This is a genomic window from Nocardioides sp. NPDC006303 (assembly GCF_040613175.1).
Lineage (GTDB): Bacteria > Actinomycetota > Actinomycetes > Propionibacteriales > Nocardioidaceae > Nocardioides.
The window spans coordinates 1-26055 of record NZ_JBEXRR010000046.1; the positions used below are offsets into that span (position 1 = coordinate 1).

27 protein-coding genes are annotated in these 26055 nt (G+C 68.3%); 4 read left to right on the forward strand and 23 right to left on the reverse strand.

Features of this window, described 5'->3' with window-relative positions:
* Positions 1-78 precede the first annotated feature (78 nt).
* The 23 genes from rarD to ABZY89_RS25240 form a co-directional block, all read right to left on the reverse strand.
* Positions 79-996: an EamA family transporter RarD gene (rarD, locus tag ABZY89_RS25130; protein ID WP_355231613.1), complete on the reverse strand. Its 918-nt coding sequence runs from the start codon at positions 994-996 to the stop codon at positions 79-81.
* Between the two features lie 55 nt (positions 997-1051).
* Positions 1052-2065: a polyprenyl synthetase family protein gene (locus tag ABZY89_RS25135; protein ID WP_355231614.1), complete on the reverse strand. Its 1014-nt coding sequence runs from the start codon at positions 2063-2065 to the stop codon at positions 1052-1054.
* Positions 2062-3606 (reverse strand): NADH-quinone oxidoreductase subunit NuoN, encoded by a 1545-nt coding sequence (nuoN, locus tag ABZY89_RS25140; RefSeq protein WP_355231680.1) that lies wholly within the window; start codon positions 3604-3606, stop codon positions 2062-2064. Before nuoN ends, ABZY89_RS25135 begins: the two co-directional genes overlap by 4 nt.
* A 4-nt stretch (positions 3607-3610) precedes the next feature.
* Positions 3611-5032, reverse strand: coding sequence for an NADH-quinone oxidoreductase subunit M (locus tag ABZY89_RS25145; RefSeq protein WP_355231616.1), 1422 nt, complete (start codon positions 5030-5032; stop codon positions 3611-3613).
* Positions 5032-6897 (reverse strand): NADH-quinone oxidoreductase subunit L, encoded by a 1866-nt coding sequence (nuoL, locus tag ABZY89_RS25150; RefSeq protein WP_355231618.1) that lies wholly within the window; start codon positions 6895-6897, stop codon positions 5032-5034. Before nuoL ends, ABZY89_RS25145 begins: the two co-directional genes overlap by 1 nt.
* Entirely contained in the window at positions 6891-7196 is a 306-nt protein-coding gene (gene nuoK, locus ABZY89_RS25155; RefSeq protein WP_008356449.1) for an NADH-quinone oxidoreductase subunit NuoK, read from the reverse strand. The genes nuoL and nuoK overlap by 7 nt, the downstream gene beginning before the upstream one ends.
* Positions 7193-7897, reverse strand: a complete 705-nt coding sequence (locus ABZY89_RS25160; protein WP_355231619.1) for an NADH-quinone oxidoreductase subunit J — start codon at positions 7895-7897, stop codon at positions 7193-7195. Before ABZY89_RS25160 ends, nuoK begins: the two co-directional genes overlap by 4 nt.
* A 79-nt stretch (positions 7898-7976) precedes the next feature.
* Positions 7977-8516 carry an NADH-quinone oxidoreductase subunit NuoI gene (gene nuoI / locus ABZY89_RS25165; RefSeq protein ID WP_355231621.1) on the reverse strand — a complete coding sequence of 180 codons (540 nt, stop codon included), beginning with the start codon at positions 8514-8516 and terminating at the stop codon, positions 7977-7979.
* Complete coding sequence (gene nuoH, locus ABZY89_RS25170; RefSeq protein WP_355231623.1) at positions 8513-9808, reverse strand: NADH-quinone oxidoreductase subunit NuoH; 1296 nt, start codon at positions 9806-9808, stop codon at positions 8513-8515. Before nuoH ends, nuoI begins: the two co-directional genes overlap by 4 nt.
* Positions 9805-12042, reverse strand: a complete 2238-nt coding sequence (locus ABZY89_RS25175; RefSeq protein WP_355231624.1) for an NADH-quinone oxidoreductase subunit G — start codon at positions 12040-12042, stop codon at positions 9805-9807. The genes nuoH and ABZY89_RS25175 overlap by 4 nt, the downstream gene beginning before the upstream one ends.
* On the reverse strand, positions 12021-13334 hold the full coding sequence (gene nuoF / locus ABZY89_RS25180; protein ID WP_355231626.1) for an NADH-quinone oxidoreductase subunit NuoF: 1314 nt from the start codon (positions 13332-13334) through the stop codon (positions 12021-12023). The genes ABZY89_RS25175 and nuoF overlap by 22 nt, the downstream gene beginning before the upstream one ends.
* Complete coding sequence (gene nuoE, locus ABZY89_RS25185; protein WP_355231628.1) at positions 13327-14073, reverse strand: NADH-quinone oxidoreductase subunit NuoE; 747 nt, start codon at positions 14071-14073, stop codon at positions 13327-13329. The genes nuoF and nuoE overlap by 8 nt, the downstream gene beginning before the upstream one ends.
* A complete protein-coding gene (locus ABZY89_RS25190) occupies positions 14070-15383 on the reverse strand; it encodes an NADH-quinone oxidoreductase subunit D (RefSeq protein WP_355231630.1) in 1314 nt (437 codons plus the stop codon). The genes nuoE and ABZY89_RS25190 overlap by 4 nt, the downstream gene beginning before the upstream one ends.
* Positions 15380-16000, reverse strand: a complete 621-nt coding sequence (locus ABZY89_RS25195; protein WP_355231682.1) for an NADH-quinone oxidoreductase subunit C — start codon at positions 15998-16000, stop codon at positions 15380-15382. The genes ABZY89_RS25190 and ABZY89_RS25195 overlap by 4 nt, the downstream gene beginning before the upstream one ends.
* Positions 16001-16023: 23 nt before the next feature.
* Positions 16024-16578: an NADH-quinone oxidoreductase subunit B gene (locus ABZY89_RS25200; RefSeq protein WP_160025681.1), complete on the reverse strand. Its 555-nt coding sequence runs from the start codon at positions 16576-16578 to the stop codon at positions 16024-16026.
* A gap of 1 nt (position 16579) precedes the next feature.
* On the reverse strand, positions 16580-16936 hold the full coding sequence (locus tag ABZY89_RS25205) for an NADH-quinone oxidoreductase subunit A (protein ID WP_008356428.1): 357 nt from the start codon (positions 16934-16936) through the stop codon (positions 16580-16582).
* A 208-nt stretch (positions 16937-17144) separates the two neighbouring features.
* Positions 17145-18200 (reverse strand): hypothetical protein, encoded by a 1056-nt coding sequence (locus tag ABZY89_RS25210; RefSeq protein WP_355231631.1) that lies wholly within the window; start codon positions 18198-18200, stop codon positions 17145-17147.
* A 177-nt stretch (positions 18201-18377) separates the two neighbouring features.
* The gene (locus ABZY89_RS25215; RefSeq protein ID WP_355231633.1) at positions 18378-19097 is read right to left on the reverse strand and encodes a hypothetical protein; all 720 of its coding nucleotides are present in this window, start codon (positions 19095-19097) and stop codon (positions 18378-18380) included.
* A 451-nt stretch (positions 19098-19548) separates the two neighbouring features.
* Entirely contained in the window at positions 19549-20487 is a 939-nt protein-coding gene (locus tag ABZY89_RS25220; protein ID WP_355231634.1) for a hypothetical protein, read from the reverse strand.
* Positions 20488-20557: 70 nt separating this feature from the next.
* Complete coding sequence (locus ABZY89_RS25225) at positions 20558-21208, reverse strand: HD domain-containing protein (RefSeq protein WP_355231636.1); 651 nt, start codon at positions 21206-21208, stop codon at positions 20558-20560.
* Positions 21209-21235: 27 nt separating this feature from the next.
* Positions 21236-21916 carry an ankyrin repeat domain-containing protein gene (locus tag ABZY89_RS25230; protein WP_355231638.1) on the reverse strand — a complete coding sequence of 227 codons (681 nt, stop codon included), beginning with the start codon at positions 21914-21916 and terminating at the stop codon, positions 21236-21238.
* Between the two features lie 19 nt (positions 21917-21935).
* Positions 21936-22625: a demethylmenaquinone methyltransferase gene (locus ABZY89_RS25235; RefSeq protein WP_355231640.1), complete on the reverse strand. Its 690-nt coding sequence runs from the start codon at positions 22623-22625 to the stop codon at positions 21936-21938.
* Between the two features lie 38 nt (positions 22626-22663).
* Positions 22664-23245, reverse strand: coding sequence for a hypothetical protein (locus tag ABZY89_RS25240; RefSeq protein ID WP_355231642.1), 582 nt, complete (start codon positions 23243-23245; stop codon positions 22664-22666).
* Positions 23246-23349: 104 nt separating this feature from the next.
* Between ABZY89_RS25240 and ABZY89_RS25245 the strand changes: the two genes are divergently transcribed.
* The 4 genes from ABZY89_RS25245 to ABZY89_RS25260 are packed head-to-tail and all read left to right on the forward strand — an operon-like array spanning position 23350 to position 26036.
* On the forward strand, positions 23350-24600 hold the full coding sequence (locus tag ABZY89_RS25245; protein ID WP_355231644.1) for an isochorismate synthase: 1251 nt from the start codon (positions 23350-23352) through the stop codon (positions 24598-24600).
* Positions 24601-24609: 9 nt separating this feature from the next.
* Positions 24610-25101: a hypothetical protein gene (locus ABZY89_RS25250; protein WP_355231646.1), complete on the forward strand. Its 492-nt coding sequence runs from the start codon at positions 24610-24612 to the stop codon at positions 25099-25101.
* A 24-nt stretch (positions 25102-25125) separates the two neighbouring features.
* Positions 25126-25758: an MBL fold metallo-hydrolase gene (locus ABZY89_RS25255; protein ID WP_355231648.1), complete on the forward strand. Its 633-nt coding sequence runs from the start codon at positions 25126-25128 to the stop codon at positions 25756-25758.
* Positions 25758-26036 carry a YciI family protein gene (locus tag ABZY89_RS25260; RefSeq protein ID WP_355231650.1) on the forward strand — a complete coding sequence of 93 codons (279 nt, stop codon included), beginning with the start codon at positions 25758-25760 and terminating at the stop codon, positions 26034-26036. The genes ABZY89_RS25255 and ABZY89_RS25260 overlap by 1 nt, the downstream gene beginning before the upstream one ends.
* Positions 26037-26055 lie beyond the last annotated feature (19 nt).

The window sequence follows — 26055 nt, forward strand, 5'->3', positions numbered from 1 at the left end:
GTCGAGATGGCACCTGGGTGCCATCTCGACCGACCTGAGTGACGTCTCGGCCGGCGGGGGTGACGTCTCGGCGGGGGTCTAGACGGTCGTCGTGCTCGGCGGGGTCACGAGCGTCCGCAGGACCTTGCGGCGGTGGTGGATGGCCTCGGCGCTGAAGATGACCAGGGCGATCCAGACGATCGCGAAGCCGGCCCAGCGGCCGGGAGGCATCGCCTCGTGGGCGATGAAGACACCGACGGCGAACTGCAGGATCGGCGCGAGGTACTGGAGCAGCCCGATGGTGACCATCGGCACCCGGATGGCGGCCGCGCCGAAGCAGGCCAGCGGCACGACGGTGATGACGCCGAGGCTGATCAGGAGGAGTACGTGGACGACACCGTGGCCGAAGAGCGTGCCGTTGCCGGTTGCCTGGAGAGCGATGATCAGGGCAACTGCGAACGGCGCGGTCACGGCGGTCTCGACGGCCAGCGACTCGAACGGCCCGACGCCCGCGCTCTTCTTGAGCAGCCCGTAGGTGCCGAAGGAGAAGGCCAGGATCAGCGCGACCCACGGCAGCCGGCCGTAGTCGACGGTGAGCACGACGGTGGCCACGAACGCGATCCCGAGCGCCACCCACTGCAGCTTCCGCATCCGCTCACGCAGGATGATCACGCCCATCAGCATCGTGACCAGCGGGTTGGTGAAGTAACCCAGGCTCGTCTCCACGATCCGCCCGTTGTTGACCCCCCAGATGTACGTCACCCAGTTGATCGAGATCACCGCCGCAGCCGCAGTCAGCAGCAAGAGCTTGCGCCGGTCGCGCAGGATCGCGGCCACCTGCTGGCGGCGGCCCACGATCAGCACCAGCGCTCCGGCCACGACCAGCGACCACATGATCCGGTGTCCCAGGATCTCCCAGGCCCCGGCGGGCTCCATGAGCGGGAAGTAGAGCGGGAACGCTCCCCACATGATGTAGGCAGCGGCGCCGAACATCACTCCACGCCGTTGCTCATTCACGTCGCAACGGTACTGCCAGGGCGTGGATACCCTTTACCGAATATCGCGCCTCGGCTCAGACGGAGCGGACGGCGACGATGTCGGCGAAGGCCTCGAGGGCCTTGCGGACGGGACCCTCGGGGAGCGGCGCGAGGGCGGCCTTGGCCTCCTCGGCGCGGGACTGGACGTAGGTGCGGGCCTCGGTCAGCGCCGGGTGGGCGCGGAGGAGGCTGACGCACTCGGCCAGGGCCGCGTCGTCGGTGAGGTCGCTGTCGAGCAGCTCGAGGAGCCTTGCGTCGCCGGCGTCGGTCGAGCGGCGGGCCAGCAGCACCGGGAGCGTCGGGACGCCCTCACGGAGGTCGGTCCCCGGCGTCTTGCCGGACTCGTCGGAGGCGATGTCGAGGATGTCGTCGGAGAGCTGGAAGGCGACGCCGACGATGTCGCCGTAGGCGAGCAGGGCGTCCTGGATCTCCTTGTCGGCACCGGCGAAGAGCGCACCGTAGAGGGCCGAGGTGGCGATCAGGACGCCGGTCTTCCCGGCCAGCACCTCGAGGTGGTGGTCGACCGGGTCGACACCCTCGGGCGGCGCGACGCCCTCGAGGATCTGACCCTCGACGAGCTTGGCGAAGGTGGCCGCCTGAATGCGTACGGCCTCCGGACCCAGCTGTGCGGTCAGCTCCGAGGAGCGGGCGAAGAGGAAGTCGCCGGTCAGGATGGCGACGTGGTTGTCGAAGCGGGCGTTGGCGGTGTCCTCGCCGCGGCGCACGAGCGCCTCGTCCATGACGTCGTCGTGGTAGAGCGAGGCCTGGTGGGTGAGCTCGACGACGCAGGCGGCGGTGATGACCTCGTCGGCGAGCTTGTCCGGGCCGTACTCGGCGGCCAGCAGCACCAGCAACGGCCGGAACCGCTTGCCGCCGGCCTCCAGCAGATGGGAGGCCGCTTCCGTGACGAACGGGGAGCTGCTGCGGGCGTAGCCCGCCAGCTTCTCCTCCACGATCGCCAGCCGAGCGCGCAGCCGCTGCTCGAGCTCGGGATCGGTGATCGGGAGGGCGAGTTCAGGGGCTCGGTCGGTGGGTGCGCTAGTGCTCACCCGATGAATCCTCCCGCATCCACCAACAGGCTGAGCACAGGGCCCGGAATTACACCCAACAAGACGGTGGCGACAGCGCTCAGTGCGATCACGACGGTGGTGGCGTACGACGGGGTCACCACCGCGGCCGCGTCCTCGCGCGGGTCGGTGAAGAACATCAGCATCATCACGCGTACGTAGAAGAAGATCGCGATGATGCTCGAGCCGATCGCGACCGCGACGACGGGCCACTGACCGGCGCCCAACGCGGCGGCGAAGACGCCCCATTTGCCGATGAACCCAGCGGTCAGCGGCAGCCCGGCCATGGAGAGCAGGAAGACGGCGAAGGTCGCCGCGACCCACGGGTTGGACCGGCCCAGGCCCGCCCAGCGCTCCAGCGAGCCGACCTCGCCGTTGGGCCCGCGGACCAGGGAGACGATCGCGAAGGCGCCGAGGGTCGCGAACCCGTAGGCGGTCAGGTAGAAGAGCACCGCCTGGGTCGAGCCGAAGGCGTCGGTCTGTACGCCGAGGAGCCCGGTCAGCAGGAAGCCGGTGTGGGCGACGGCGGAGTAGCCGAGCATCCGCTTCACATCGGTCTGGACCACCGCGAAGGAGGCGCCCAGCAGCATCGTCAGCACCGCGATGACGCCGATCGCCGGGCGCCAGATGTCGCCCTCAGCACCGAAGGCGACGTAGAAGAGCCGAAGCATCGCGGCGAAGGCGGCGATCTTGGTGGCCGCGCTCATCCACGCGGTGACCGGGGTCGGAGCGCCCTGGTAGACGTCGGGAGTCCAGGAGTGGAAGGGCACCGCGCCGGTCTTGAAGAGCAGGCCGACGGCCATCAGGCCGATGCCGAGGAGCAAGAGCGGACTGGAGCCGTCCTCGGCCGCGACCTCACCGATCTCGGCCAGCGACATCGACCCGGCGAAGCCGTAGACCAGCGCGAGGCCGTAGAGGAAGATGCCGGAGGAGAACGCGCCGAGCAGGAAGTACTTCAGCGCCGCTTCCTGGGAGAGCAGGCGGCGACGGCGAGCCAGCCCGGTCAGCAGGTAGAGCGGCAGGGACAGCACCTCGAGCGCCACGAAGAGCATCAGCAGGTCGCCGGAGATGCAGAAGAGCATCATCCCGCCGACCGCGAACATCATCAGCGGGTAGACCTCGGTGTGCTCCAGCCCCCGCTGGGAGGCGGTGCGCTCGGCCGGCGTGCCCGGCAGGGCCGCGGCCTGACCGGCGAAGGCGCTCACCCCGTTGTCGAGACGTCGCTCGGCGAAGAGCGCGACGCCGCCGAGCGAGACCAGCAGCACCAGGCCTTGGGAGAAGACTCCCGGACCGTCGACGATCAGGGCACCCTCACCCGTCGAGGCGCCGAGGCTGGAGCCGGCGCCGACGGCGACGGTCCCGGCGAGCGCGGCGACCAGGCCGGCCAACGCCAACGACACCTGGGTGTTGAACCGCGCGGCACGCGGCGCGAAGGCCTCCACCACGACACCGGCGCACGCGACGCCCAGCACCAGCAGGACGGGCCAGAGGGTGGCGTACGAAATTCCGGGGGACTCGAACATCGCGTCACTCACCTGCCTGGATGACATCAACAAGAGGAGCCACGACCGGCTGGGCCGCCGAGATCAGCGGTCCGGGGACGAAGCCGAAGAAGAGAAGGGCGACCAGCAGCGGAGCGAGTACGCCGATCTCTCGCCGGTTGAGATCGGGGACCGGTTTGGACAGCTGAGCGGGTCCGGTGAAGATCCGCTGGTAGGCCCACAGCACATAGATGGCGGCGAGCACGATCGCGGTGACCGCGATGACGCCGACCAGCCAGTTGTAGTCGAAGGCGCTGATCAGGACCAGGATCTCGGAGACGAACTGGCTCAGGCCCGGCAGGCCTGCGGTCGCCAGACCGGCGATCAGGAACGTTCCGGCGAGCACCGGAGTCGCCTTTTCCATCCCCCGCATCGACGAGATCGAGGCGGTGCCCTTGCGGGCGATCAGGAACCCGGCGATCAGGAACATCGCCGCGGTCGCGACACCGTGGTTGACCATGTAGAGGATCGCCCCGACCAGGCCCTCACGGGTGGCCGCGAAGATGCCGAGGGTGATCAGCCCGAAGTGCGACAGGGAGGTCAGACCGATCAGGCGGAGCAGGTCGTCCTGCCCGATCGCCAGCACGGCGCCGTAGACGATCGAGATCAGCGCGAGCACCACGACGACGGGCGTCGCCCAGGCGGAAGCCTCCGGCACCAGGCCCAGGCAGAGCCGGATCATCCCGAAGGTGCCGATCTTGTCGAGGACGCACACCAGGAGCACCGACGTCGGTGTGGTCGCCTGCTCGGTGGTGTCGGCCAGCCAGGTGTGCACCGGGAACAGCGGCGCCTTGACCGCGAACGCGATGAACATCGCCACGAAGATCCAGCGCTCGGCGATGGTGCCGATGTCGAGCTGGGCGAGGTCGCTGATCAGGTACGACGGCGACCCGGCCTCCGAGGAGACCACGAAGAAGCCGATCAGCGCACCGAGCAGCACCAGTCCGCCACCGAGCTGGAACATCAGGAACTTGAGCGCGGCTCGGGCCCGGTTGGGGCCGCCGTGCTGGCCGATCATGAAGTACGCCGGGATCAGCGTCGCCTCGAAGGCGATGTAGAAGAGGAAGAGATCGCCGGCGGTGAAGGTGAGCAGCGCGAAGGCCTCCAGGGCCAGCGCCCAGGCGTACCACCGCTTGTCGTGGTCCTTGACCGCCGCGACCATCACGAGCGGGACCAGGACGACGGTCAGCATCACCATCAGCTTGCCGAAGCCGTCCATCTCGAGCGCCCAGTGGACGCCGAGCGGCTCGATCCAGACGAGATCGGTGTCGGGGGCCGTGAACATCGTGACGATGCCGGCGATCAGGGTGGCGATCGCGAAGCCGAAGGCCCAGGCCTTGGGCCGGGCCGGCATCACCGCGGTGATCAGCGCGCCCGCGAACGGGACGAGGACGAGGATTGTCAGCATCAGTTGACCACCAGGATCACGAGGGTCACCAGCACAGTGCCGCCGAGGACGGAGAGGGCGTAGGAACGTACGTAGCCGGTCTGTGCCTTGCGGAGCTCACCGGCGATCGCCGCGAGGGCGATCGGGCCACCGCTCATCAGGCCGTCGACGGCGTACTTGTCGGTCGCGAGGGCACCGCGGGTGATCGCCATTCCGGGCGGCACCACGACGTCCTCGACGTGCGGGACGTGCAGGTAGGGAGTCGGCTCGGTCGTGATCGGGCGGCGCCCGAAGACGAACCCGGCAGCCGCGACCCCGATCGCGACGACCAGCACCGCGAGGACGGAGGTGGCCCAGACCGGGAGCGGGCCGTGGTGCTCGGCGTGGCCGATCGCGACCACCGGCTCGAGCCAGTGCTCGATCCAGCCGCCGAGCGCGAAGACGCCACCGAGGACGGACAGCGCGGCGAGGACGACGAGCGGACCGGTCATGATCCGCGGCGACTCGTGCGGATGTACGCCCTCGGGCCACCGCTTGCGACCGAAGAAGGCGAGCATCATCAGGCGGGTCATGTAGAACGCGGTCACACCGGCGGCGAGGAGGGCGATGATGCCGACCAGCCAGCTCTCGGCGAACGCGACCTCGAGGATCTTGTCCTTGGACCAGAAGCCGGCGAACCCGGGGAAGCCGATGATGGCCAGGTAGCCCATCGAGAAGGTGAGGAACGTGACCGGGAGCGCCCGGCTCAGGGCGCCGTAGTGCTTGAGGTTCACGTCGTCGTTCATGCCGTGCATCAGGGACCCGGCGCCGAGGAACATGTTGGCCTTGAAGAATCCATGGGTGAGCAGGTGGAAGATCGCGAACGCGTAGCCCGGCCCGCCCAGTCCGGCGGCCAGCATCATGTAGCCGATCTGGCTCATCGTCGAACCGGCCAGCACCTTCTTGATGTCGTCCTTCACGCAGCTCACCGCGGCACCCCAGATGATCGTCACCAGGGCGACGACCACGACGGCGGTCGAGGCGGCCTCGGCGGCATCGAAGATCACGCTCGACCTGACGATCAGATAGACGCCGGCGGTCACCATCGTGGCCGCGTGGATCAGCGCCGAGACCGGAGTCGGGCCCTCCATCGCGTCGAGCAGCCAGCCCTGCAGCGGCACCTGGGCGGACTTTCCGCAGGCGCCGATGAGCAGCAGGATGCCGAGCCAGTTGAGGGTGGTCGTGGTGGTGTCGCCGATGTCGATCGCGGAGAACGACGTCGACCCGAAGGTGACGAAGCAGAGTGCGATCGCCAGCGAGAGACCCATGTCGCCGACCCGGTTCATCACGAACGCCTTCTTGGCGGCGGCCGCCGCGGACGGCTTGTGCTGCCAGAAGCCGATCAGCAGGTAGGACGCCAGGCCGACGCCCTCCCAGCCGAGGAAGAGGCCGACGTAGTTCTCCGCCAGCACCAGCATCAGCATCGCGGCGAGGAAGAGGTTGAGGTAGCCGAAGAACCGGGTGCGCCGCTCGTCGTCGGCCATGTAGCCGACCGAGTAGACGTGGATCAGCGTGCCGACACCGGTGATGAGCAGCAGGAACAGGCTGGAGAGCTGGTCGTAGAGCAGGTCGAAGCCCACCGACAGGTCGCCGGTGTCGAACCAGGTGTAGAGGTGCTGGACGACCTGCCTGCTCTCCTCGTCGCGACCGAGGGCCGCGATGAAGAGGACGAGCGACAGCACGAAGGACGCACCCGCGAGCCCGACCGCGAGCCAGTGCCCGATCCGATCGAAGAGGGCCGGAGCGAACGGCCGGCCGATCAGGATCAGAGCAGCGCCGGCCAGGGGCAGCGCGATGACCAGCCAGATCAGCGAGAAGACGCCGCTGGCCTCGACAGGATTCACCACTTGAGCATCCTTGGCTCGTCGACCGAAGCCGTGTTTCTGGTGCGGAAGATGGTCATGATGATCGCCAGCCCGACGACCACCTCAGCGGCCGCGACGACCATCACGAAGAACGCGGTCACCTGCCCGTCGAGGTTTCCGTGCATCCGGCTGAACGCCACCAGGGCCAGGTTGGCCGCGTTGAGCATCAGCTCGACGCACATGAAGACGACGATGGCGTTTCGCCTGGTCAGCACGCCGATCGTGCCGATCGTGAAGAGGATGGCGGACAGGATCACGTACGCCGTGGTGTTGTCTGTCATTCGTCCTCTCCTTCACCGTTGCGACCGCCGGCAAGGATCGCCGGGACCGACTTCGTGCTCTGAGACCCGTCCGGCAGGAGTGCCGGGGTGTCGTTGCTGTTGTGCCGCGCGAAGGTGCCCGGTGGGGGCAGCGGGCCGAGGTGCTTGCCGCTCTTCGCGTAGTCGACGACCCGCTTCTGGGCCAGGTCGGTCTGACTCTGCTTCGGGTCGATCCGCTCGCGGTGGGCCAGCACCATCGCGCCGATCGCGGCGGTGATCAGCAGCGCGCTGGTCGCCTCGAAGGCGATCACGTAGCGGGAGAAGAGGAGGTCCGCGAGGCGTTGTACGTTGCCGCCCTCGTTGGCGCTGGCCAGCCCGCGCATCGTGGCGATGCTCGCCTGGCCGACGCCCGCGATCAGCGTCGCGCCCAGCCCGACTCCGAGGATCACGGCGAGCACCTTCTGCCCCGCGATCGTCTCCTTGAGCCGGTCGGAGGTGTCGACGCCGACCAGCATGATCACGAACAGGAACAGCATCAGGATCGCGCCGGTGTAGACCACGATCTGCACCGCGAACAGGAACGGCGCCTCCAGCGTGGCGTACATCATCGCCAGCCCGATCATCACGACCGCCAGCGACAGCGCGGCGTGCACCGGCTTGCGCGCGAACAGGAGGCCCATCGCCGCGATCACCATGACCGAGGCGAGGATCACGAAACTCATCGGGCAACCTCCGTAGCGCAAGCGCCAGAATACGGACGCAGCCCGATGAAGGATCCATTGTTCGCTCGCTGACGCTCGCTCATCGAGTCGACTCCTTGGGCTCCGGTGCGTAGTAGGAGGTGTCGTCGTTGCCGAGGAACATCGGGTGCGGAGGCGCCTCCATCCCGTCCTCGAGCGGCGCGAGCAGGTCCTGCTTCTCGTAGATCAGGCTCTCGCGCGAGGTGTCGGCGAGCTCGTACTCGTTGGTCATCGTCAGTGCCCGCGTCGGGCAGGCCTCGATGCACAGCCCGCACAGGATGCAGCGCAGGTAGTTGATCTGGTAGACGCGGCCGTAGCGCTCACCGGGCGAGTAGCGCTCCTCCTCGGTGTTCTCCGCGCCCTCGACGTAGATCGCGTCGGCCGGGCACGCCCACGCGCACAGCTCGCACCCGACGCACTTCTCCAAGCCGTCGGCGTGCCGGTTGAGCTGGTGCCGGCCGTGGAAGCGCTCCTCGGTCGGCTCCTTCTGCTGTGGGTACTGCTCGGTGACCGGCTTCTTGAACTGCGTCCCGAACGTCACCGCGAACCCGCTCACCGGGTCCCAGAAACGCTCCTTGAACGAGCGGTCGTCGTTGCTCACTTGGCCTCCTCAGGAGAGGGAAGAATGCGTACGCCGTTGGTGGCTGTCGGCACAGCCGGCGGCCCGAACACCAGCGGCTGGGCGGCACCCCGTACGGCCCCACCCAGCGGCAGGGAGGGGGTCGGGAAGCCGCCGGTCGGCGTGGTGACCTGGGCCTCCTTCTCCGGAAGCCGGTTGAGGAAGCCGAGCACCACGACCACCGTGACGGCCAGACCGAAGCCGAAGAGGATCCAGTCGGGACTGAAGCCGCCCTGGATCGCGGCCATCTTGATGACCGCGACGACGACGATCCAGGCGAGGCTCGCCGGCAGCAGGACCTTCCAGCCGAGCGACATGAACTGGTCGTAGCGCAGCCGCGGCAGCGTGCCGCGCAGCCAGATGAAGACCCAGATGAAGAAGAACATCTTCAGGAAGAACCACAGCACCGGCCAGTAGCCCTCGTTGGCGCCGGCCCAGATGGTGCCGAGGCCGAGCGGGGCCCGCCAGCCGCCGAGGAACAGCGTCGTGGCGAGTGCGCTGACGGTGGCCATGTTGATGTATTCGGCCAGGAAGAAGAGTGCGAACTTCAGGCTGGAGTATTCGGTGTGGAAACCACCGACCAGCTCACCCTCGGCCTCGGGGAGGTCGAACGGCGCACGGTTGGTCTCGCCGACCATCGAGATGCAGTAGATCAGGAAGGACGGCAGCAGCAGCGCGCCGAACCACCAGTCCTCCTGGGCCGCGACGATCTGGCTCGTGGACAGGCTGCCGGCCATCAGGAAGACGGTGACGAGCGCCAGGCCCATCGAGACCTCGTAGGAGATCATCTGAGCGCTGCTTCGGAGGCCACCGAGCAGGGAGTACGTCGAGCCCGATGCCCAACCTCCCAGCACGATCCCGTAGATGCCGATGCTGGCGATCGCCATCACGAACAGCACCGCGACCGGCATGTCGGTCAGCTGCAGCGGCGTCTGCACGCCGAAGAAGTTGACCTCGGGCCCGAACGGGATCACCGAGAACGTCACGAACGCCGGCACCGTGGCCAGGATCGGGGCGGTGATGAAGACGATCTTGTCGGCCTTCTCCGGCGTCAGGTCCTCCTTGAGCGCCAGCTTCACGCCGTCGGCGAGGGATTGGAGCAGACCGAACGGTCCGTGCCGGTTGGGCCCGATGCGGTGCTGCATCCGAGCCACGACCTTGCGCTCCCACCAGATGTTGAACAGCGTCAGCACGACGCAGACGACGAAGACCAGCAGGACCTTGATCGCGATGATCCACCAGGGGTCCTGGCCGAACTGCTCCAGCCCGTTCACTTGGCCCCCTCCACACTCACGGCCGACCCTGGCGACGCAAGGTCCGCCCAGACACCGCGTCCGAAGCTGTTCGTCGGCACCCACACGGTGTTGTCAGCCAACTCGGCCGCCATCGCCGGAAGCGTCCAGCTCCCCCGGTCGCCGGTGATCGTCACGACGTCACCGACCTCTTCGTGGAGCGCTGCCGGGATGCGTACGAACGCCGGTCGTGCGGTCGCTGCCAGCGCCTTGTCTCCGCTCTGGAGCGTCCCGTTGTCGAGCATCAGGTGCCAGGTCGCCAGGCGGAAGCCGCTCCCGTCGGTCGAGCCGCCGGAGCCGCTAGGCGGAGGCGTGTCGAGACCAACACGGTCCCCTGCCGCGCTCGATGAAGCCGTGTTGGTTTCGACACCGCTCGCTGCGCTCGCGGGCTCAACCAGCGAGGTCGTGATGTGGCCGAGTACCTCGGCGTCGGAGTAGGCGGCGGGCTTGTCGAAGACCTTCTCGAACGGGCGGCGGCGGCCTTCCCAGGTGACGAAGGTGCCGGCCTTCTCCGAGGCCGCGGCGACAGGGAGTACGACGTCGGCCCGCTCCGTCACGGCGGTGACCCGCTGCTCGAGGCTGACGACGAAGCCGGCCTGGTCGAGGGCGGCCAGGAAGGCGGCGGGGTCGGCGGTGTCGTCGGGGTCGACGCCGGCGACCACGAGGGCGTCGAGGCCGGTGCGGACCATGGCTTCAGCGTCGAGGCCACCCTCACCGGGCAGCAGGTCTGCCTCGACCGCACCCCGGTCGCCGGCACGACGCGGCACCCAGGCGAGCCTGGCGCCGGTGCGATCGGCGAGCTCGGCAGCGGCGGAGTAGGCGCCGGGGCTGGTCGCCAGCCGCTCGCCGACCAGGATCACGGAAGCCTCTGTGACCCCGCTGACCTGCAACAACGCGTCCTTCTCGGCCCCGGGGGCAGTCAGGACGACCTCGGCTCCGAGCTTGCGTGAACCCTCCGATGCGTACGGACTCAGGGTGGTGATCCGCAGACCCGACTTATTGGCCTTTCGCAGGCGGAGGAAGAGTGTCCCGGCCTCGTCCTCGGGCTCGAGGCCGGCCAGCACGACGTGGTCGGCGGCGTCGAGGTCGGCGTAGGTGAGGCTGGTCCCCGCGACGTGTGAGCGCAGGAAGCCGGTCTCCTCCTCCGACAGCGGCCGTGCGCGGAAGTCGATGTGGGGAGTGCGCAGGGTGTCGCGGGCGAAGGCGGCGTAGGCCTTCGCGTCCTCCAGCGTCAGTCGTCCACCGGGCAGCACGCCCACCGAGCCGGCACCGGCCAGACCCTGGGCCGCGACGGCGACGGCCTCCAGCCAGGACGCCGGCCGGAGCTCGCCGTCCTCACGGACCATCGGCGAGGTGAGCCGGTCGCGGACGGCGTAGCGGAAGCCGAAGCGGTCCTTGTCGGAGATCCACTCCTCGTTGACCTCCGGGTCGTTGCCGGCGAGACGGCGCATGACCTTGCCGCGGCGGTGGTCGATCCGGATCGCGGCGCCGCAGGCGTCGTGCTCGGCGACGCTCGGGGTCGAGACCAGGTCGAACGGCCGAGCCCGGAACCGGTAGTCGTCCGAGGTCAGCGCGCCCACCGGGCAGATCTGAATGACGTTGCCGGAGAAGTAGGACGAGAACGGTTTGTCCTCGGCGATGCCGATCTGCTGCTGCGCGCCACGCTGGATCAGCGCGATCCCCGGGTCGCCCGGGATCTCGGCGGCGAAGCGGGTGCAGCGCTGGCAGACGATGCACCGCTCACGGTCGAGCAGCACGTTGGGCGAGAGGTTGATCGGCTTCGGGAAGGTCCGCTTGGTCCCCTCGAAGCGGGTCTCACCCTGGCCGTGGGACATCGCCTGGTTCTGCAGCGGGCACTCGCCGCCCTTGTCGCACACCGGGCAGTCCAACGGGTGGTTGACCAGGAGAAACTCCATGATCCCGTGCTGGGCCTTCACAGCCGTGGAGTTCTGCGTCTCCACCACCATGCCCTCGGCGACCGGGATCGTGCAGGAGGCCTGCGGCTTCGGGAAGCCGCGGCCGTTGCCGGCGTCGGGGATGTCGACCAGGCACTGCCGGCAGGCGCCGACGGGCGCGAGCAGCGGGTGGTCGCAGAAGCGCGGGATCTCGATCCCGGCCTCCTCGGCCGCCCGGATCACCAGCGTGCCCTCGGGCACGGTCACGTCCGCGCCGTCGATCTTGAGCGTCACATCGGTCACTGCACTGCCTCCGCCCATGCGGTCGACTTCTTGGCGTCGAAGGGACAGCCACCCTGCTCCAGATGGGCCAGGTATTCGTCCCGGAAATACTTGATCGAGCTCGTGATCGGGCTCGTCGCGCCATCGCCGAGCGCACAGAACGAGCGGCCGAGGATGTTGTCGCACTGGTCGAGCAGCAGGTCGAGGTCCTCGGGCTTACCGTCACCCTTCTCCAGCCGCTCCAGCACCTGCACCAGCCACCAGGTGCCCTCACGGCACGGGGTGCACTTGCCACAGGACTCGTGCTTGTAGAACTCCGTCCACCGCAGCACCGCGCGCACCACGCAGACGGAGTCGTCGAAGATCTGCAGCGCGCGGGTGCCGAGCATCGAGCCGGCCGCCTGCACCCCTTCGAAGTCCAGCGTCACGTCCAGGTGCTCCTGGGTGAACAACGGGGTCGAGGAGCCACCGGGGGTCCAGAACTTCAGCTCATGCCCCTCGCGTACGCCGCCGGCCAGCTCGATCAGCTTGCGCAGCGTGATGCCGAGCGGCGCCTCGTACTGCCCCGGCTTCTTGACGTGACCGGAGAGGGAGAAGATGCCGACGCCGGCCGACTTCTCGGTGCCCATTCCGGCGAACCAGTCGGCACCGTTCTTGACGATGGCGGGGACCGACGCGATCGACTCGGCGTTGTTGATCACGGTCGGGCTCGCGTAGAGACCGGCGACGGCCGGGAACGGCGGCCGCAGCCGCGGCTGACCGCGGCGCCCCTCGAGCGAGTCGAGCAGCGCGGTCTCCTCACCACAGATGTAGGCCCCGGCACCCGCGTGCACGACCAGCTCGAGGTCGTAGCCGGAGCCATGGATGTCCTTGCCCAGGTGGCCGGCGGCGTAGGCCTCACGGACCGCCGCCTGCAGCCGCCGGATCACGTGCAGCACCTCACCGCGTACGTAGATGAAGGCACGCTCCGCGCGGATGGCGTAGGAGGAGATGATCACGCCCTCGACGAGGGTGTGCGGACTCGCCATCATGAGCGGGATGTCCTTGCAGGTGCCCGGCTCGGACTCGTCGGCGTTGACCACCAGGTAGCGCGGCTTGGGGTTCTCGGGGTCGGCCGGCGGCAGGAATCCCCACTTCACCCCGGTCGGGAACCCTGCCCCACCGCGACCGCGGAGCCCGGAGTCCTTGACCATCGTCTGTACGTCCTCGGGAGCCATCCCGAGAGCGACATCGAGCGCGTCGTAGCCGCCCTGCTCGGCGTAGGCGCGCAGGGTCCAGGCCTGCTCGTCGGCCCAGTTGGCGGTCAGCACCGGGGTCAGGGTGTCAGTCATCGGACGCCTCCTCGGCGATCGTCTCCGACTCGGCGCGACGGGTGTCGGCCACCTCGACGGCCTCGGGCAGCTCCTCCGGCAGATCGGCGGAACCATGGGCATCCCCAGGCGCGGCCCAGCCGCGCTCGCGGGCGATCTCCAGCCCGACAAGCGACGCCGACCCGGCCGCGGGGCCCTCGTCGACGAGCCCGTCCTCGAAGCCGGCGAGGACCCGCTCGGCCTCGCGCCAGCTCGTGATCCGCGCGCCGCGGGAGGCCACGACCTCGCGACCCTCACGCAGGTCGTCGACCAGCTGCGAGGCCGACTCCGGCGTCTGGTTGTCGAAGAACTCCCAGTTGACCATCACCACCGGCGCGTAGTCGCAGGCCGCGTTGCACTCGATGTGCTCGAGCGTGATCGCGCCGTCAGCCGTGGTCTCGTCGTTGCCGACCTCGAGCTTCTCGCGCAAGCAGGCGAAGATCTCGTCGCCGCCCATGACCGCGCACAGCGTGTTCGTGCAGACGCCGACGTGATGGGTGCCGACGGGATGGCGCTTGTACATCGTGTAGAAGGTCGCCACCCCGCTCACCTCGGCCGGGGTGAGGCCCAGGACCTCGGCGCAGGCGTGGATCCCTTCGGGCGTGACCCGACCCTCGACCGACTGCACCAGGTGGAGCATCGGCAGCAGGCCCGAGCGGGCCTGGGGGTAGCGAGCGGCGATCTCGCGCAGCTCGTCGTACGTCTCAGCAGCAAGCGTCATCGGTCGACGCCTCCCATCACCGGGTCGATGGACGCGATCGCCACGATCACGTCGGCAACCATGCCGCCCTCGGACATCACGCTCGTGGCTTGAAGGTTGGTGAACGACGGGTCCCGGAAGTGGACCCGGTAAGGCTTGGTGCCGCCGTCGCTGACCACATGGGCGCCGAGCTCTCCGCGCGGCGACTCGATCGCGACGTACGCCTGACCTGCCGGCACCCGGAAGCCCTCGGTGACCAGCTTGAAGTGGTGGATCAACGCCTCCATCGACTCGCCCATGATGTGGCGGATGTGGTCGAGGGAGTTGCCCTGGCCGTCGGGACCGACGGAGAGCTGCGAGGGCCAGGCGATCTTCTTGTCGGCCACCATGACGGGGGCGCCGTCGAGATCTGCGAGCCGCTTGAGAGCCTGCTCCATGATCCGCAGCGACTCCCACATCTCGGCCAGCCGGATCCGGAACCGACCGTAGGAGTCACAGGTGTCCCAGGTGATGACCTCGAAGTCGTAGTCCTCGTAGCCGCAGTAGGGCTGGGTCTTGCGCAGGTCCCACGGATAGCCCGTGCTCCGCAGGATCGGGCCGGTCAGACCGAGCGCGAGACAGCCCTCCAGGTCGAGGTAGCCGACCTGCTCCAGGCGGCCCTTGAAGATCGGGTTGGCGTTGCACAGCGCCGCGTACTCGGTCAGGCGCTTCTTCATCAGCTCGATGAACTCGCTCACCCGCGCGACGGTGCCGTCCGGCACGTCCTGGGCGACGCCGCCTGGCCGGATGTAGGCGTGGTTCATCCGCAGGCCGGTGATGAACTCGAACAGGTCCAGACACAGCTCACGCTCGCGGAAACCGATCGTCATCACGGTCAGCGCGCCGAGCTCCATGCCACCGGTCGCGATCGCCACCAGGTGGGAGGAGATCCGGTTGAGCTCCATCAGCAGGACCCGGATGACGTCGGCCTTCTCCGGCACCTCGGCGCCGATGCCGAGCAGCTTCTCCACCCCGAGGACGTACGCCGCCTCGTTGAAGATCGGGGACAGGTAGTCCATCCGGGTGACGAACGTGGTCCCCTGCGTCCAGGACCGGTATTCCATGTTCTTCTCGATGCCCGTGTGGAGGTAGCCGATCCCGGCACGCGCCTCGGTGACCGTCTCGCCCTCGAGCTCGAGGATCAGCCGGAGCACCCCGTGCGTCGAGGGATGCTGCGGGCCCATGTTGACGACGATCCGCTCGTCCTTGACGTCCTTGAGGGCGTCGGTCAACTCGTCCCAGTCCTGGCCGGTGACGGTGAACGTACGTCCCTCGTCTTCTGTGGTCGTCATGAGTAGCTCCTGCGGGTGTCCGGCGGCGGGATCGTCGCGCCCTTGTATTCCACCGGGATCCCGCCCAGCGGGTAGTCCTTGCGCTGCGGGTGGCCCGGCCAGTCGTCGGGCATCAGGATCCGGGTCAGTCCGGGGTGGCCGTCGAAGACGATCCCGAACATGTCGTAGGTCTCGCGCTCGTGCCAGTCGAGCGTGGGGTAGATGGCCACCGCGCTCGGCACGTGCGGGTCCTCGTCAGGAGCCGAGGTCTCCACCCGCACCCGGCGGTTGTACGTCATCGAGAGCAGGTGGTAGACCGCGTGCAGCTCGCTGCCCCTATTTTCTTGGCCTTGGTCAGCGGGGTAGTGCACGCCGGAGACGCCGGAGCAGAGCTCGAAGCGCAGCTCGTCGCGGAGCACCTGCAGGGCCTCGAGCAGCCGCTCGCGGCGTACGTGGAAGGTCAGCTCGCCGCGGTGGATGACCGCCTCCGCCTCGGTGAAGGCGAGGGCGTCGGCGATCTCCTTGAACCAGCCGCCGTAGGGCTGCACCCCGACGTCGCTGGTGCGGCTCGGCATCGCGTGCTGGCGGGTGAGACCGCCGTAGCCGCTGGTGTCGCCGGTGTCCGCCACCCCGAACATGCCACTGGGGTCGTGACGATCGTTCACCGCAGGAGTCCCGTCTGGTCGATCAGCGGCAGCTGGCGCAGCGCCGCTGTCTCGTTGGCGACCTCCTCGCGCTCGGCGTTGACGCCCAGCGAGCCGCCCTGGATCTTGTCGTGGAGCTTGAGGATCGCGTCGATCAGCATCTCGGGCCGCGGCGGGCAGCCGGGGAGATACATGTCGACGGGCACGATGTGGTCGACGCCCTGGACGATCGCGTAATTGTTGAACATCCCGCCGCTGCTGGCGCAGACGCCCATCGCGAGCACCCACTTCGGCTCGGGCATCTGGTCGTAGATCTGGCGCAGCACCGGCGCCATCTTCTGGCTCACCCGGCCCGCCACGATCATCAGGTCGGCCTGCCGCGGCGAGGCCCTGAAGACCTCCATGCCGTATCTGGCCAGGTCGTACTTCGGTCCGCCGCTCGTCATCATCTCGATGGCGCAGCAGGCCAGTCCGAACGTCGCCGGCCACAGGCTCGCCTTGCGGAAATAGCCCGCCAGGCCCTCGACGGTCGTGAGCAGAACCCCGCTCGGGAGCTTTTCTTCGAGACCCATGTCAGTCCCAGTCCAATCCGCCGCGGCGCCACACATAGGCGTACGCCACGAACACCGTCAGCAGGAACAGGCCCATCTCCGCGAGGCCGAACCATCCCATCGCGTCGAACCTGACGGCCCACGGGTAGAGGAAGATGATCTCGATGTCGAAGATGATGAAGAGCATCGCGGTGATGTAGTACTTCACCGGGAAGCGACCGCCCAACGCCTGTGGCGTGGCCTCGATCCCACACTCGTAGGGATCCGCCTTGGCTTGGTTGGCGCGGCTCGGTCCGACGACCGAGCTCATGATCACCGAACCGACCGCGAAGAGCGTCGCCAGTCCCGCCAACGCGAGCACCGGCACGTAGAGCTCCATCTCGCCTCCTACCCTGAGCGGCCCACCCCTTCTTGAGACTTTGTGAATAGAATCACAATGTGGGCCAACTCACATCCTGCCACTCCTGCGGCGGATTGCAAGTGGGTTGCCGAAATGGCGCGCGGCACTTTCTCGCTATGGTTGAAAAGTGCGCGCGCATCCGGTGGCAAACGCTTGCAGAACCACGCGATGACGGCGTTGTGGCGGGTCAGACTTCAGCGCTGACAGCCGGTGCCGGCGTGTCGAGGAAGGCTCGGGGGACGACGAGGACCCGCTTGTCCAACCTGCCCAGTCCGCTGCGCGGTCGGCTCGGCAGGATCTCGTACGCCACGATGTGCTCGGCCACCCGGACCTGTCGGAGCCAGCCCCGATGCCAGGCGACGCTTCCCCACGGCCCCTGGATCAGGACAGATTCGCCCACCGAGCCGGCGATGGTCGCGCCGACCGGATACATGGCGGAGATCGGGCCCTGCCCTCCGTGCAGCCCACTCACTGTGTAGAGCAGCAGGATCAGCGTCCAGACGATCATTGGCCGGTAGGAGCCGTCGATCAGGTTCGTCGTGCATTGGAAGGCCGCTATCGCCGGAAGGCCCCACATTGACCACCCCATCTGCTGCCGCATCCAGCCGCGGCTGAGACGCCGGTGAAGCGCTCGATCGATCACGACCGGCTCGCCTAAGTGCGCTGGCTCCGCAGACCGAACTGACCTCATCGTCAACTCCCGAGCGATGCCCGGACCGATCAACTGAACCGGGAAGTCCAGCGACTTCGAAAGCTCCTCGGGCCCGGCCAGAAGAGGCGTCTGCACGTGCAGCCTGAACCGGCCGATCCGCTGCGGGAACCGCACGGTCGCCGATCCCTGATCGACCTGAGTGAGCCGTGACCACGGGTAGAAGGCGAGGCGGTTGGGCGTACGCACCCCCAGACCGGTCTTCATCGCCCACGACGTGAACGTGGATCCGACCGGGAAATCCCCCTCGACCCGGCTGCGCACGGTCTGGACTCCAGTTACCCCTAGGAGCACTTGGAGCGCGACCGTCGCCGCCGCGGTCAGCTTCAGCTCGACATCGAACGGAAGATGATCGATCGGTGTGCCCCAGGCCCACAGGTAGGTCCCTGTCAAGATCGGCGGCATCGCCACCAACGTGATCCAGAATCCCGGGCTCGCCAACTGAGCCGTCACCGCGGCTCGCTTCAGCCGACGCTGATCATCGAGCGTGACGGTCCAGTCCGTCACCGATCCCGGCACCACCTCCACGTCCACGAGCGGCTCCCCTCAGCATCCCCGCAGCCCAAAGTCGCCGCAGCCTAACGGATACCCAGGAGGGAATATGGATAAACCGGAACGGGTCCCGAAATGGCGCGCGGCACTTTCCCGCCATGGCCGGAAAATGCGCCAGCATCCGGCGCCAAACGCCTGCACAATCACGCCATGGAGGGGTCAGACGTCGGCGCCGGCGGCCGGTGTCGGCGTGTCGAGGAAGGCTCGAGGGATCACGATGATCCGCTTCTGGAGGTTGGTCGGTGTCGCCGGTCTTCCGCCAGGACCGACCTGCACCATCTCGTACGCCACGGTGTGCTTGGTCAGCCGGCGCAGCTTCAGCCATCCCGGGGGCCAAGCAACGCTTCCCCACGGCCCCTGGATCTCGAGCCACTCGCCCATCGAGCCGACGACGGTGGCGCCGACGGGGTACATCCCGGACATCCGGCCCTCCCCGGAGAGCAGCCAGACAAGGGGGTTGAGCAACACCATCACCAGCCAGAGGGTCGCCATCCGGTAGGAGCCGCCGGCCAGTTGGAACAGGATGTTGAGAGCGAACACAGCCGGAAGCAACCACGCCGTGATGCCGAGCTGCGCCCGCAGCCACGCCCGGACGAGCCGCCACCGCAGCGCGCGGTCGACGACGATCGGCTCCCCGAGCATCGGAGTCTCCACCGATCCCCGGCAGGCCCGCGCCGCCAGCTCGCGTCTGATCGCCGGCCCGATGAGCTGGGCCGGAAAGTCGACCGACCGCGCCACCTCATCAGGCCCGGCCGGAAGATACGCCGGTACGGCCAGCGTCCTCGGACCGTCCTGCCGACACCGCACGAGCACCGGCCCCGCCTCGATCTGCGTCAGCCGCGACCAGGGATAGAAGGCGAGTCGCCTGAGCGTACGCATGCCCAATCCGCTCTCGGTCGCCCATGCGAAGAGAGTGGCTCCAACAGGAAACTCGCGCTCCACTCGGCGAGGGACTGTCCACAGCGGCGTCGTCAGCGAGAACGCTAGAAAGACGACTCCGACAGCGACCGTCATCCCGAGTTCGACCGCCCCGCTAACGAGTCCCGGACCAAGACCCGGATCATGCATGCCGAACCAGAGGGCGCCGGTCAGCAACACGGGCAGACCCAACGCCAGGGCCCAGTGGGACCAGCTCCGCAGTCGCATCCCTACCATCGCCCGCTTGAGCCGCCGCTGATCTTCGAGCGTGACGGTCCAGTCCGTCACCGAGCCCGGCACCACATCCACATCCACGAAGGGCTCCTCGGCATCCCGCAGTTCAGGGTCGTCGCAGCGTACTGGATACCCCAGAGGGAATGTTCGGGTTCATTCGATGGTGGAACTCGCGAAGCTACCGATCACCGAACGTACGCGGCACGGAGATGATCGTCGGACCGATCTTGAACGCGACCGCGCGACGAGTGACCAGTCGGCGCGCGATATCCGCCTCGGTGATGCTGAACATGTTCGACGGCGTACGGAGCGTCAACCCGGGCCCGTAGGCACCGCTGATCACGCTGCCCGCTGGGCAGGTCGTGCACGTGGCAAGGTGTCGCGGGAGCACCAGCACGGGAACGACGAGGGTGAGCGGCAAGGCGATCCGCACAAGTGGCGCCCAGTCGCCGGTGGCCCAGACCAGCAGCAGCCCGAACGCCACCAGCAGGCCCATGAATGCACGCGCCCACCACCTGAAGGCCAACCTCACCGAGGCGAAGGTCAGATGCCACTGAAGCGCGCGCGTCACCGTCACCTCTCGCAGCCCCTCCCGGGCCGCACGCACCGACTGCGCCGATGATGCGTCACCTGGCGCCTCGCTTGCTGACAGCAGCTCGTAGACCCCCGCAGAGATCAGCTGCCTGGGAACCAGGAGCATCCCGGTAGGACGCGTAGTGCGTAGCGTCACGATGCCGCGCCGCGTCGACGCACCACTCACGCGGACCAGCGGAATCGCGAAGGTAGATCTCGACGAGACGACCCGAAACTCGCCGTTGATCACGCTCGCCGTTACCGGTTCGCTGGGCCGATAGCGACGTAGTGCCCGCAGCGAAGGGACGAAGATCAGCATCGGTACCAACACGGCGACCGCCACGAGACAGCTGATGATGACGGGCTTCCAGCTGTCTCCGAACACAAGGCCGAGCACGAGGATGCTGACGACCGTCGTTGCCATGAACACGGCCCACATGCGCCAGTTCGTCGCCGTCGTGATCGCCAGTGCCACGGCAAGACGACGCCGGTCGTCGGCCGCTGGCATCCAGGTCACAGAGAGTTCATCGGCGGTGGGGGTCATGAGGGCGCACCCTATCCAGCAATGACGCATTCGCCAGGGGTGACCCCGGCCCGGATACGAGAAGCTTCACTCAGTCGGGGTCGGGGCGGATCCAGCCCTTGGCGAGCCCGGCACGGACGATGGCGTCGGTGGCCTCGCCGAGAGTCGTGCTCGCGGCGACGACGCCGGCCTCCCGGGCACGTACGCGGGACTCGGTGGCACCGGGCATGCTCCAGGTGCCGCCGCGGTTGAGCCAGTTGAGGAGCATCGGCTCAAGGCGGTCCATCGCCTTGCAGAAGCGCGCCTCCGGGGTCTGAGCGGCCTCGAACTCGTCCCACAGGGCACGGATCTCACCGGCCTGATCCGGCGGCAGCATCGTGAAGAGCCGCTCGGCGGCAGCGATCTCACGCTCGACCTGGTCGACGACCGCGGTGGCGTCGAAGACCGGACTGTCCCCGGCGTAGATCTCGACCATGTCGTGGATGATCACGAGCTTGATCGCGTGCCCGACGTCGATCGGCTCGTCGGCGTACTCGGCGAGCAGCAGCACCATCAGCGCCAGGTGCCAGGAGTGCTCGGCGTCGTTCTCACGCCGGTCGGTCGCGGCCAGCGGCGAGGCGCGCAGGATCGTCTTGAGCTTGTCGGCCTCGGCGATGAACTCCAGCTGAGCCCGCAGCCGGCCGCCTATCTCGTCCGGGAGCGGGTTCAGGTCGGTGATCAGGTCGGCAGTCGAGTCGTCCATGGGACGACCTTCGCATGCCGCTCTGCGTCAGCGGGCGGGGAGGGCGGGAACGGCTCGCTTGGAACGGCTCACGTAGGCCGAGCCCTCCGGGCCGACGACGGCGTAGGAATCGCCCATGCGCGAGTTGTACTCCAGGTGAGCACGACCCCAGAACATGCCGATCCGGATGCCGCCGTACATCCCCGGGGCGGTGAACCAGGCCTCGTCGGGGCCGCCCTCCTCGGAGATGAGCCGTACGTCGAACGTACGCAGCTGGTGCTCACCGCGGAACTCGGCGGTCAGCTCGGCGAGCGTCGTGTTCACGTGGAGGTTGACGTTCTCGAGGTTGTCGCCGAGCGGGGTGCCCGGGCGGAAGTAGGGATCGAGCATGTCCAGGAGGTGGTCGTGACCGCGCCGCTTGGCGAGCTGGTAGGGCGTCTCACCGTGGGCGGTGGGCAGGGACCTGACCCCACCCAGCGAGAGCAGCTCCTGGACGGTCTCCCGCGGGGCGCCGAGGTAGGCGGCGTGGTGGAGCGGCGTGAACATCGACTCACCGCCGATCTTCCAGGTGTTGACGCCGACGGTGTAGTCGTTTCGCACCTGCGAGAGCGCGCGGCGCCAGTCGCCCTGTGCGGCCGCGTCGGTAAGTGAGTCCCTGGCCTTGACCGCTGCGGGCCCGTAGGCCTCGCGAGGCATCAAGATGCCGTCCCATGGCAACGTCGTGGTCATAGTTGAACTTTCGCAGAGATCAAGCGGTTGCGTGATGAAGTGCGACGATTCCACCCGAGAGGTTCGTCCAGGTCGGAGCCTGCCAACCCGCCGCGGAGAGCATGGCGGCGAGGCCTGCCTGGTCGGGCCATGCGCGGATGGACTCGGCGAGGTAGACGTAGGCGTCCGGGGAGGACGATACCGCCCGAGCGACCGGCGGCAACGCCTTCATCAGGTATTCCACGTAGACCGTCCGGAAGGGCTTCCAGGTCGGGTGCGAGAACTCGCAGACGACGATCCGGCCGCCGGGGCGGGTGACGCGGCGCAGCTCGCGCAGGCCGGCCGCAGGGTCGACGATGTTGCGCAGGCCGAACGAGATCGTCACCGCGTCGAACGTCGCGTCGCGGTAGGGCAGCTTGGTGCCGTCGCCGGCCGTGAACGGCAGGTGGGGCTTCGCTTCCTTGCCGACCTGGAGCATCCCGATCGAGAAGTCGGTCGGGACCACCTCGGCGCCCGCGTCCAGGAACGGCTGGGACGAGGTGCCGGTGCCGGCGGCGAGGTCGAGCACGAGCTCGCCCGGCTTCGGGTCGACGGCCTTGATGACCTCGCGTCGCCAGCGTCGGTCCTGGCCGAGCGAGAGCACGTCGTTGGTCACGTCGTAGCGCTTCGCCACGGCGTCGAACATCCGACGGACCTCGCCGGGCTGCTTGTCCAGATCTGCTCGGGTCACGTGCTGATTCTGTCTCGGGTCTGTGTCCGGGACCGAACTCAGGCGAGCTTCTCGAAGATCTCGTCGGCGTACTTCGCCGCGTCCTTCTTCGAGGCAGCGGTCGCCTGGACGGTCAGGTCGTTGGACGCGTGTGAGCAGGTCGCCTGGGTCTGACCGGTCGACTGGTCGGCGCTGGAGTAGCAGACGTTGTCGCCCACCTTGGAGACCTCGCCGCCGCCGTAGTAGGCGCTGCCGTCACCGGCGAAGGCACGGATCATCACGGACTTCTTCATGTCCTTGGTGATGTAGGTGCGCGAGGCCATCGAGAACCCGAGCGCGTCGGACACGTTGCGGTCCTCGGTCTTCGAGCTGGCGGCGTTCTGCTTGATGAACAGGTCCAGCTGCTCCTCGGACGCGCCCTGCTTCTTGATCACGTCGAGGTCGTAGGAGGACTTCTCGTCCGCAGGCTTGTAGCCGCCCGACAGCGTCTCCGGGAGCGTGATCTTCACGCCCGAGTGGGATTCGGAGTCGCCAACCCACCGTGGCAGGCCAACGCCCAGCACGACGAAGAGGGCCAAGGCGATGATGCCGAGGGTGATGCCGTTCTCTGCGATGAACGACTGCTCTTTGTTGGTACTCACGCAAGCGCACGCTACAACCCACATGGTGATGTGTGGCAACTGGGGCGGATGCCATACCTCACTTCGACTCGTCCTCGCCGACACCACGCCGATACCCTGGGGGTGTGAGTGAGTCTGAGCAGCAGTCCCTGGTAGCCACCACCGTGGCACTCGATGCCGGGTCGGAGACGCTCGACGACCTGCTCGCGCTGCTGCCCGCCCGCCGGCGCGTTCTGTCCTGGGTCCGCCACGGCGAGGGCCTGGTCGGCTGGGGCACCGCCGCCGAGATCCGTACGTCCGGACCGGAGCGGTTCGCGCACGCGGCCAAGTGGTTCGAGGAGCTGGCGGCGGTCTCCACGGTCGCCGATCCCGTGCGCGAGCCCGGCACCGGCCTGGTCGGCTTCGGCTCCTTCGCCTTCTCGGACCTGCCGGGATTCTCCGTGCTCAAGGTGCCCGCGGTCGTCGTCGGGAAGCGCGGCGACGTCGCCTGGGTGACCACGGTCGGTCCGGCCGCCACGCCCCCTCCTCCGCTGACTCCGATGCCGGAGCCCGAGGCGCCGCGCGACGTCGTCTTCGCCGATGCCTACGTCGACGGCGAGCACTGGATGCGGATCGTCGCCGACGCCGTCGCCCGGCTCCAGGACGGAGACCTCGACAAGGTCGTCCTGGCCCGCGACCTGCTGGCCGCGGCCAGCGCCCCGATCGACATCCGCGCGGTGCTGCGGCGGCTGGCCGCTGCGTACCCGACCTGCTGGACCTTCCACGTCGACGACCTCTTCGGCGCGACCCCTGAGCTGCTCGTCCGCCGCGAGCGCGGCCTGGTCACCTCCCGTGTGCTCGCGGGCACGATCTGGCCCACCGGCGAGGAGAACCTCGACCACGCCCTCGCCGCGTCGCTCGCCGAGTCCTCGAAGAACCTCGAGGAGCACGAGTACGCCGCCAGGTCGGTCGCCGACGCACTGGAGCCGCACTGCTCCTCGATGAACGTGCCCGACGCGCCCTTCGTGCTCAAGCTCCCCAACGTGATGCACCTGGCCACCGACATCACCGGCGTGGCCAGCGACGGTGTCAGCTCGCTCGATCTGGCCGCCGCGCTGCACCCCTCGGCCGCGGTCGGCGGCACCCCGCGCGAGGACGCCGTCGCGCTCATCGCAGAGATCGAGTCGATGGAGCGCGCCCGCTACGCCGGCCCGGTCGGCTGGATGGACGCCACCGGCGACGGCGAGTGGGGCATCGCGCTGCGTACGGCCGAGATGATCGACGACCGCACCGCCCGCCTCTTCGCCGGCTGCGGCATCGTGGCGAGCTCCGACCCGGAGACCGAGCTGGCCGAGACCCAGGCCAAGTTCGTCCCCATTCGGGACGCCCTGTCTTAACCTCCGTTCATGGAGAACTCGGACGGCCTCATCCGCACAGCCCTGCGCGAAGGAGAGGAGAACGCCGACCGGCTGGCGCGGACGCAGCTGCTCACGATCCCGTTCCTGATCGTCGCGATGATCTCGGTGCCGGCGTACCGGATCGTCCACGACGACGGTGAGGACGGCGACAGCTACGGCTTCTGGTCGGCGATCGCGTGGTTGGGTGACCGGCCTGACGACGCCCCGGGCGCCTACAAGCTGCTGGTCGTCGCCGCGGTGCTGACGATCCTCTTCGCCGTGGCGGCCGCGGCGATGGGCCTCTACTTCGCCTACTCCCGGAGCAACCATCCCGCCGTCGAGATCGGGATCGCGATCGTGTCAGGAGCGCTGCCGAGCGCCATCGCGGTGATCGGCGTCGTCGCGTTGCCCGAGGACTCCGCGGTGCAGATGGGCTGGGGCGTACTCCTTCCGGTCTTCCTCGGCCTGTGGCTCGCCAACATGGTCCGCTCCGACGTCTAGAGGCCGCGCGATAGATTCGGCGGCATGAGGATCACGAAGTTCGGCCATGCCTGTGTCCGGATCGAGCACGACGGGGCGGTGGTGGTCGTCGACCCGGGCGTGTTCGCCGCGCCCGAGGCGCTGGACGGCGCGACGGCGGTGCTGATCACCCACGAGCACCCCGACCACTACAGCCCCGCCCTCCTCGAGGGCAGCGAGGCGCCGATCTACACCATCGGCGCGGTCGCGGCGCAGATCCAGAAGGGCGCACCCGCGGTGCACGAGCGGACCACGGTGGTGAAGCCGGGTGAGTCGTTCGACGCCGGACTCCCGGTCACCGCGATCAACGAGAAGCACGCGGTCATCCACGCCGACCTGCCCCACTTCGACAACTCGGGCTACCTGATCCAGGCCGGGGACACGAAGATCTTCCACCCGGGCGACGCGCTCGACGGCCCCGGCCAGGCCGTGGACGTACTCTTCCTGCCGGTCTCCGCGCCGTGGGCTCGCTCGGCCGAGCTGATCGATTTCGCCCGCTCCGTCGGCGCATCCAAGACCGTCGCGATCCACGACCGGGTCTACTCCGAGTTCGGCTCGGGGGTCTTCGACACCCAGGCGGCCAACCTGATCCCGGCCGAGCGCGGCTACGTACGTCTCGCGGACGGGGCTGACCTCTGATGGCCATTGTCGCGGTTCTGTACGCCTACAACGACCTCCCCGACGTACGCGCCGAGCACCTCGGCGCCCACCGGGAGTTCCTGGCGAGCCAGCCCGGCCTGCGGCTCTCCGGCCCCACCTCCGACGGCTCCGGCCTGCTCGTCTTCGAGGGCGAGGTCGACGCGGTCGAGAAGGCCCTGGACGACGACCCGTTCCTCGCGGTCGGGCTGATCAAGGAGCGTCGCGTCTTCGAGTGGACCCCGGGCCTCGGCTCCTGGAAGACCCAGCTGGGTCTGTGAGGACCGGGGTCCACCCCGA

What these genes read in the sequence shown, in the direction of transcription:
- ABZY89_RS25145 (WP_355231616.1), bottom strand. Translation starts at nt 5,032, where the DNA reads ATGCTGACAATCCTCGTCCTCGTCCCGTTCGCGGGCGCGCTGATCACC.
- nuoK (WP_008356449.1), bottom strand. Translation starts at nt 7,196, where the DNA reads ATGACAGACAACACCACGGCGTACGTGATCCTGTCCGCCATCCTCTTC.
- ABZY89_RS25250 (WP_355231646.1), top strand. Translation starts at nt 24,610, where the DNA reads ATGGAGAACTCGGACGGCCTCATCCGCACAGCCCTGCGCGAAGGAGAG.
- ABZY89_RS25190 (WP_355231630.1), bottom strand. Translation starts at nt 15,383, where the DNA reads ATGACGACCACAGAAGACGAGGGACGTACGTTCACCGTCACCGGCCAG.
- ABZY89_RS25205 (WP_008356428.1), bottom strand. Translation starts at nt 16,936, where the DNA reads ATGGAGCTCTACGTGCCGGTGCTCGCGTTGGCGGGACTGGCGACGCTC.
- ABZY89_RS25195 (WP_355231682.1), bottom strand. Translation starts at nt 16,000, where the DNA reads ATGTTCGGGGTGGCGGACACCGGCGACACCAGCGGCTACGGCGGTCTC.
- ABZY89_RS25230 (WP_355231638.1), bottom strand. Translation starts at nt 21,916, where the DNA reads ATGACCACGACGTTGCCATGGGACGGCATCTTGATGCCTCGCGAGGCC.
- ABZY89_RS25200 (WP_160025681.1), bottom strand. Translation starts at nt 16,578, where the DNA reads ATGGGTCTCGAAGAAAAGCTCCCGAGCGGGGTTCTGCTCACGACCGTC.
- ABZY89_RS25255 (WP_355231648.1), top strand. Translation starts at nt 25,126, where the DNA reads ATGAGGATCACGAAGTTCGGCCATGCCTGTGTCCGGATCGAGCACGAC.
- nuoN (WP_355231680.1), bottom strand. Translation starts at nt 3,606, where the DNA reads ATGTTCGAGTCCCCCGGAATTTCGTACGCCACCCTCTGGCCCGTCCTG.
- ABZY89_RS25215 (WP_355231633.1), bottom strand. Translation starts at nt 19,097, where the DNA reads ATGCGTACGCTCAGGCGACTCGCCTTCTATCCCTGGTCGCGGCTGACG.
- nuoE (WP_355231628.1), bottom strand. Translation starts at nt 14,073, where the DNA reads ATGACGCTTGCTGCTGAGACGTACGACGAGCTGCGCGAGATCGCCGCT.
- ABZY89_RS25160 (WP_355231619.1), bottom strand. Translation starts at nt 7,897, where the DNA reads ATGAGTTTCGTGATCCTCGCCTCGGTCATGGTGATCGCGGCGATGGGC.
- nuoF (WP_355231626.1), bottom strand. Translation starts at nt 13,334, where the DNA reads ATGACTGACACCCTGACCCCGGTGCTGACCGCCAACTGGGCCGACGAG.
- ABZY89_RS25175 (WP_355231624.1), bottom strand. Translation starts at nt 12,042, where the DNA reads ATGGGCGGAGGCAGTGCAGTGACCGATGTGACGCTCAAGATCGACGGC.
- ABZY89_RS25220 (WP_355231634.1), bottom strand. Translation starts at nt 20,487, where the DNA reads ATGACCCCCACCGCCGATGAACTCTCTGTGACCTGGATGCCAGCGGCC.
- ABZY89_RS25260 (WP_355231650.1), top strand. Translation starts at nt 25,758, where the DNA reads ATGGCCATTGTCGCGGTTCTGTACGCCTACAACGACCTCCCCGACGTA.
- ABZY89_RS25225 (WP_355231636.1), bottom strand. Translation starts at nt 21,208, where the DNA reads ATGGACGACTCGACTGCCGACCTGATCACCGACCTGAACCCGCTCCCG.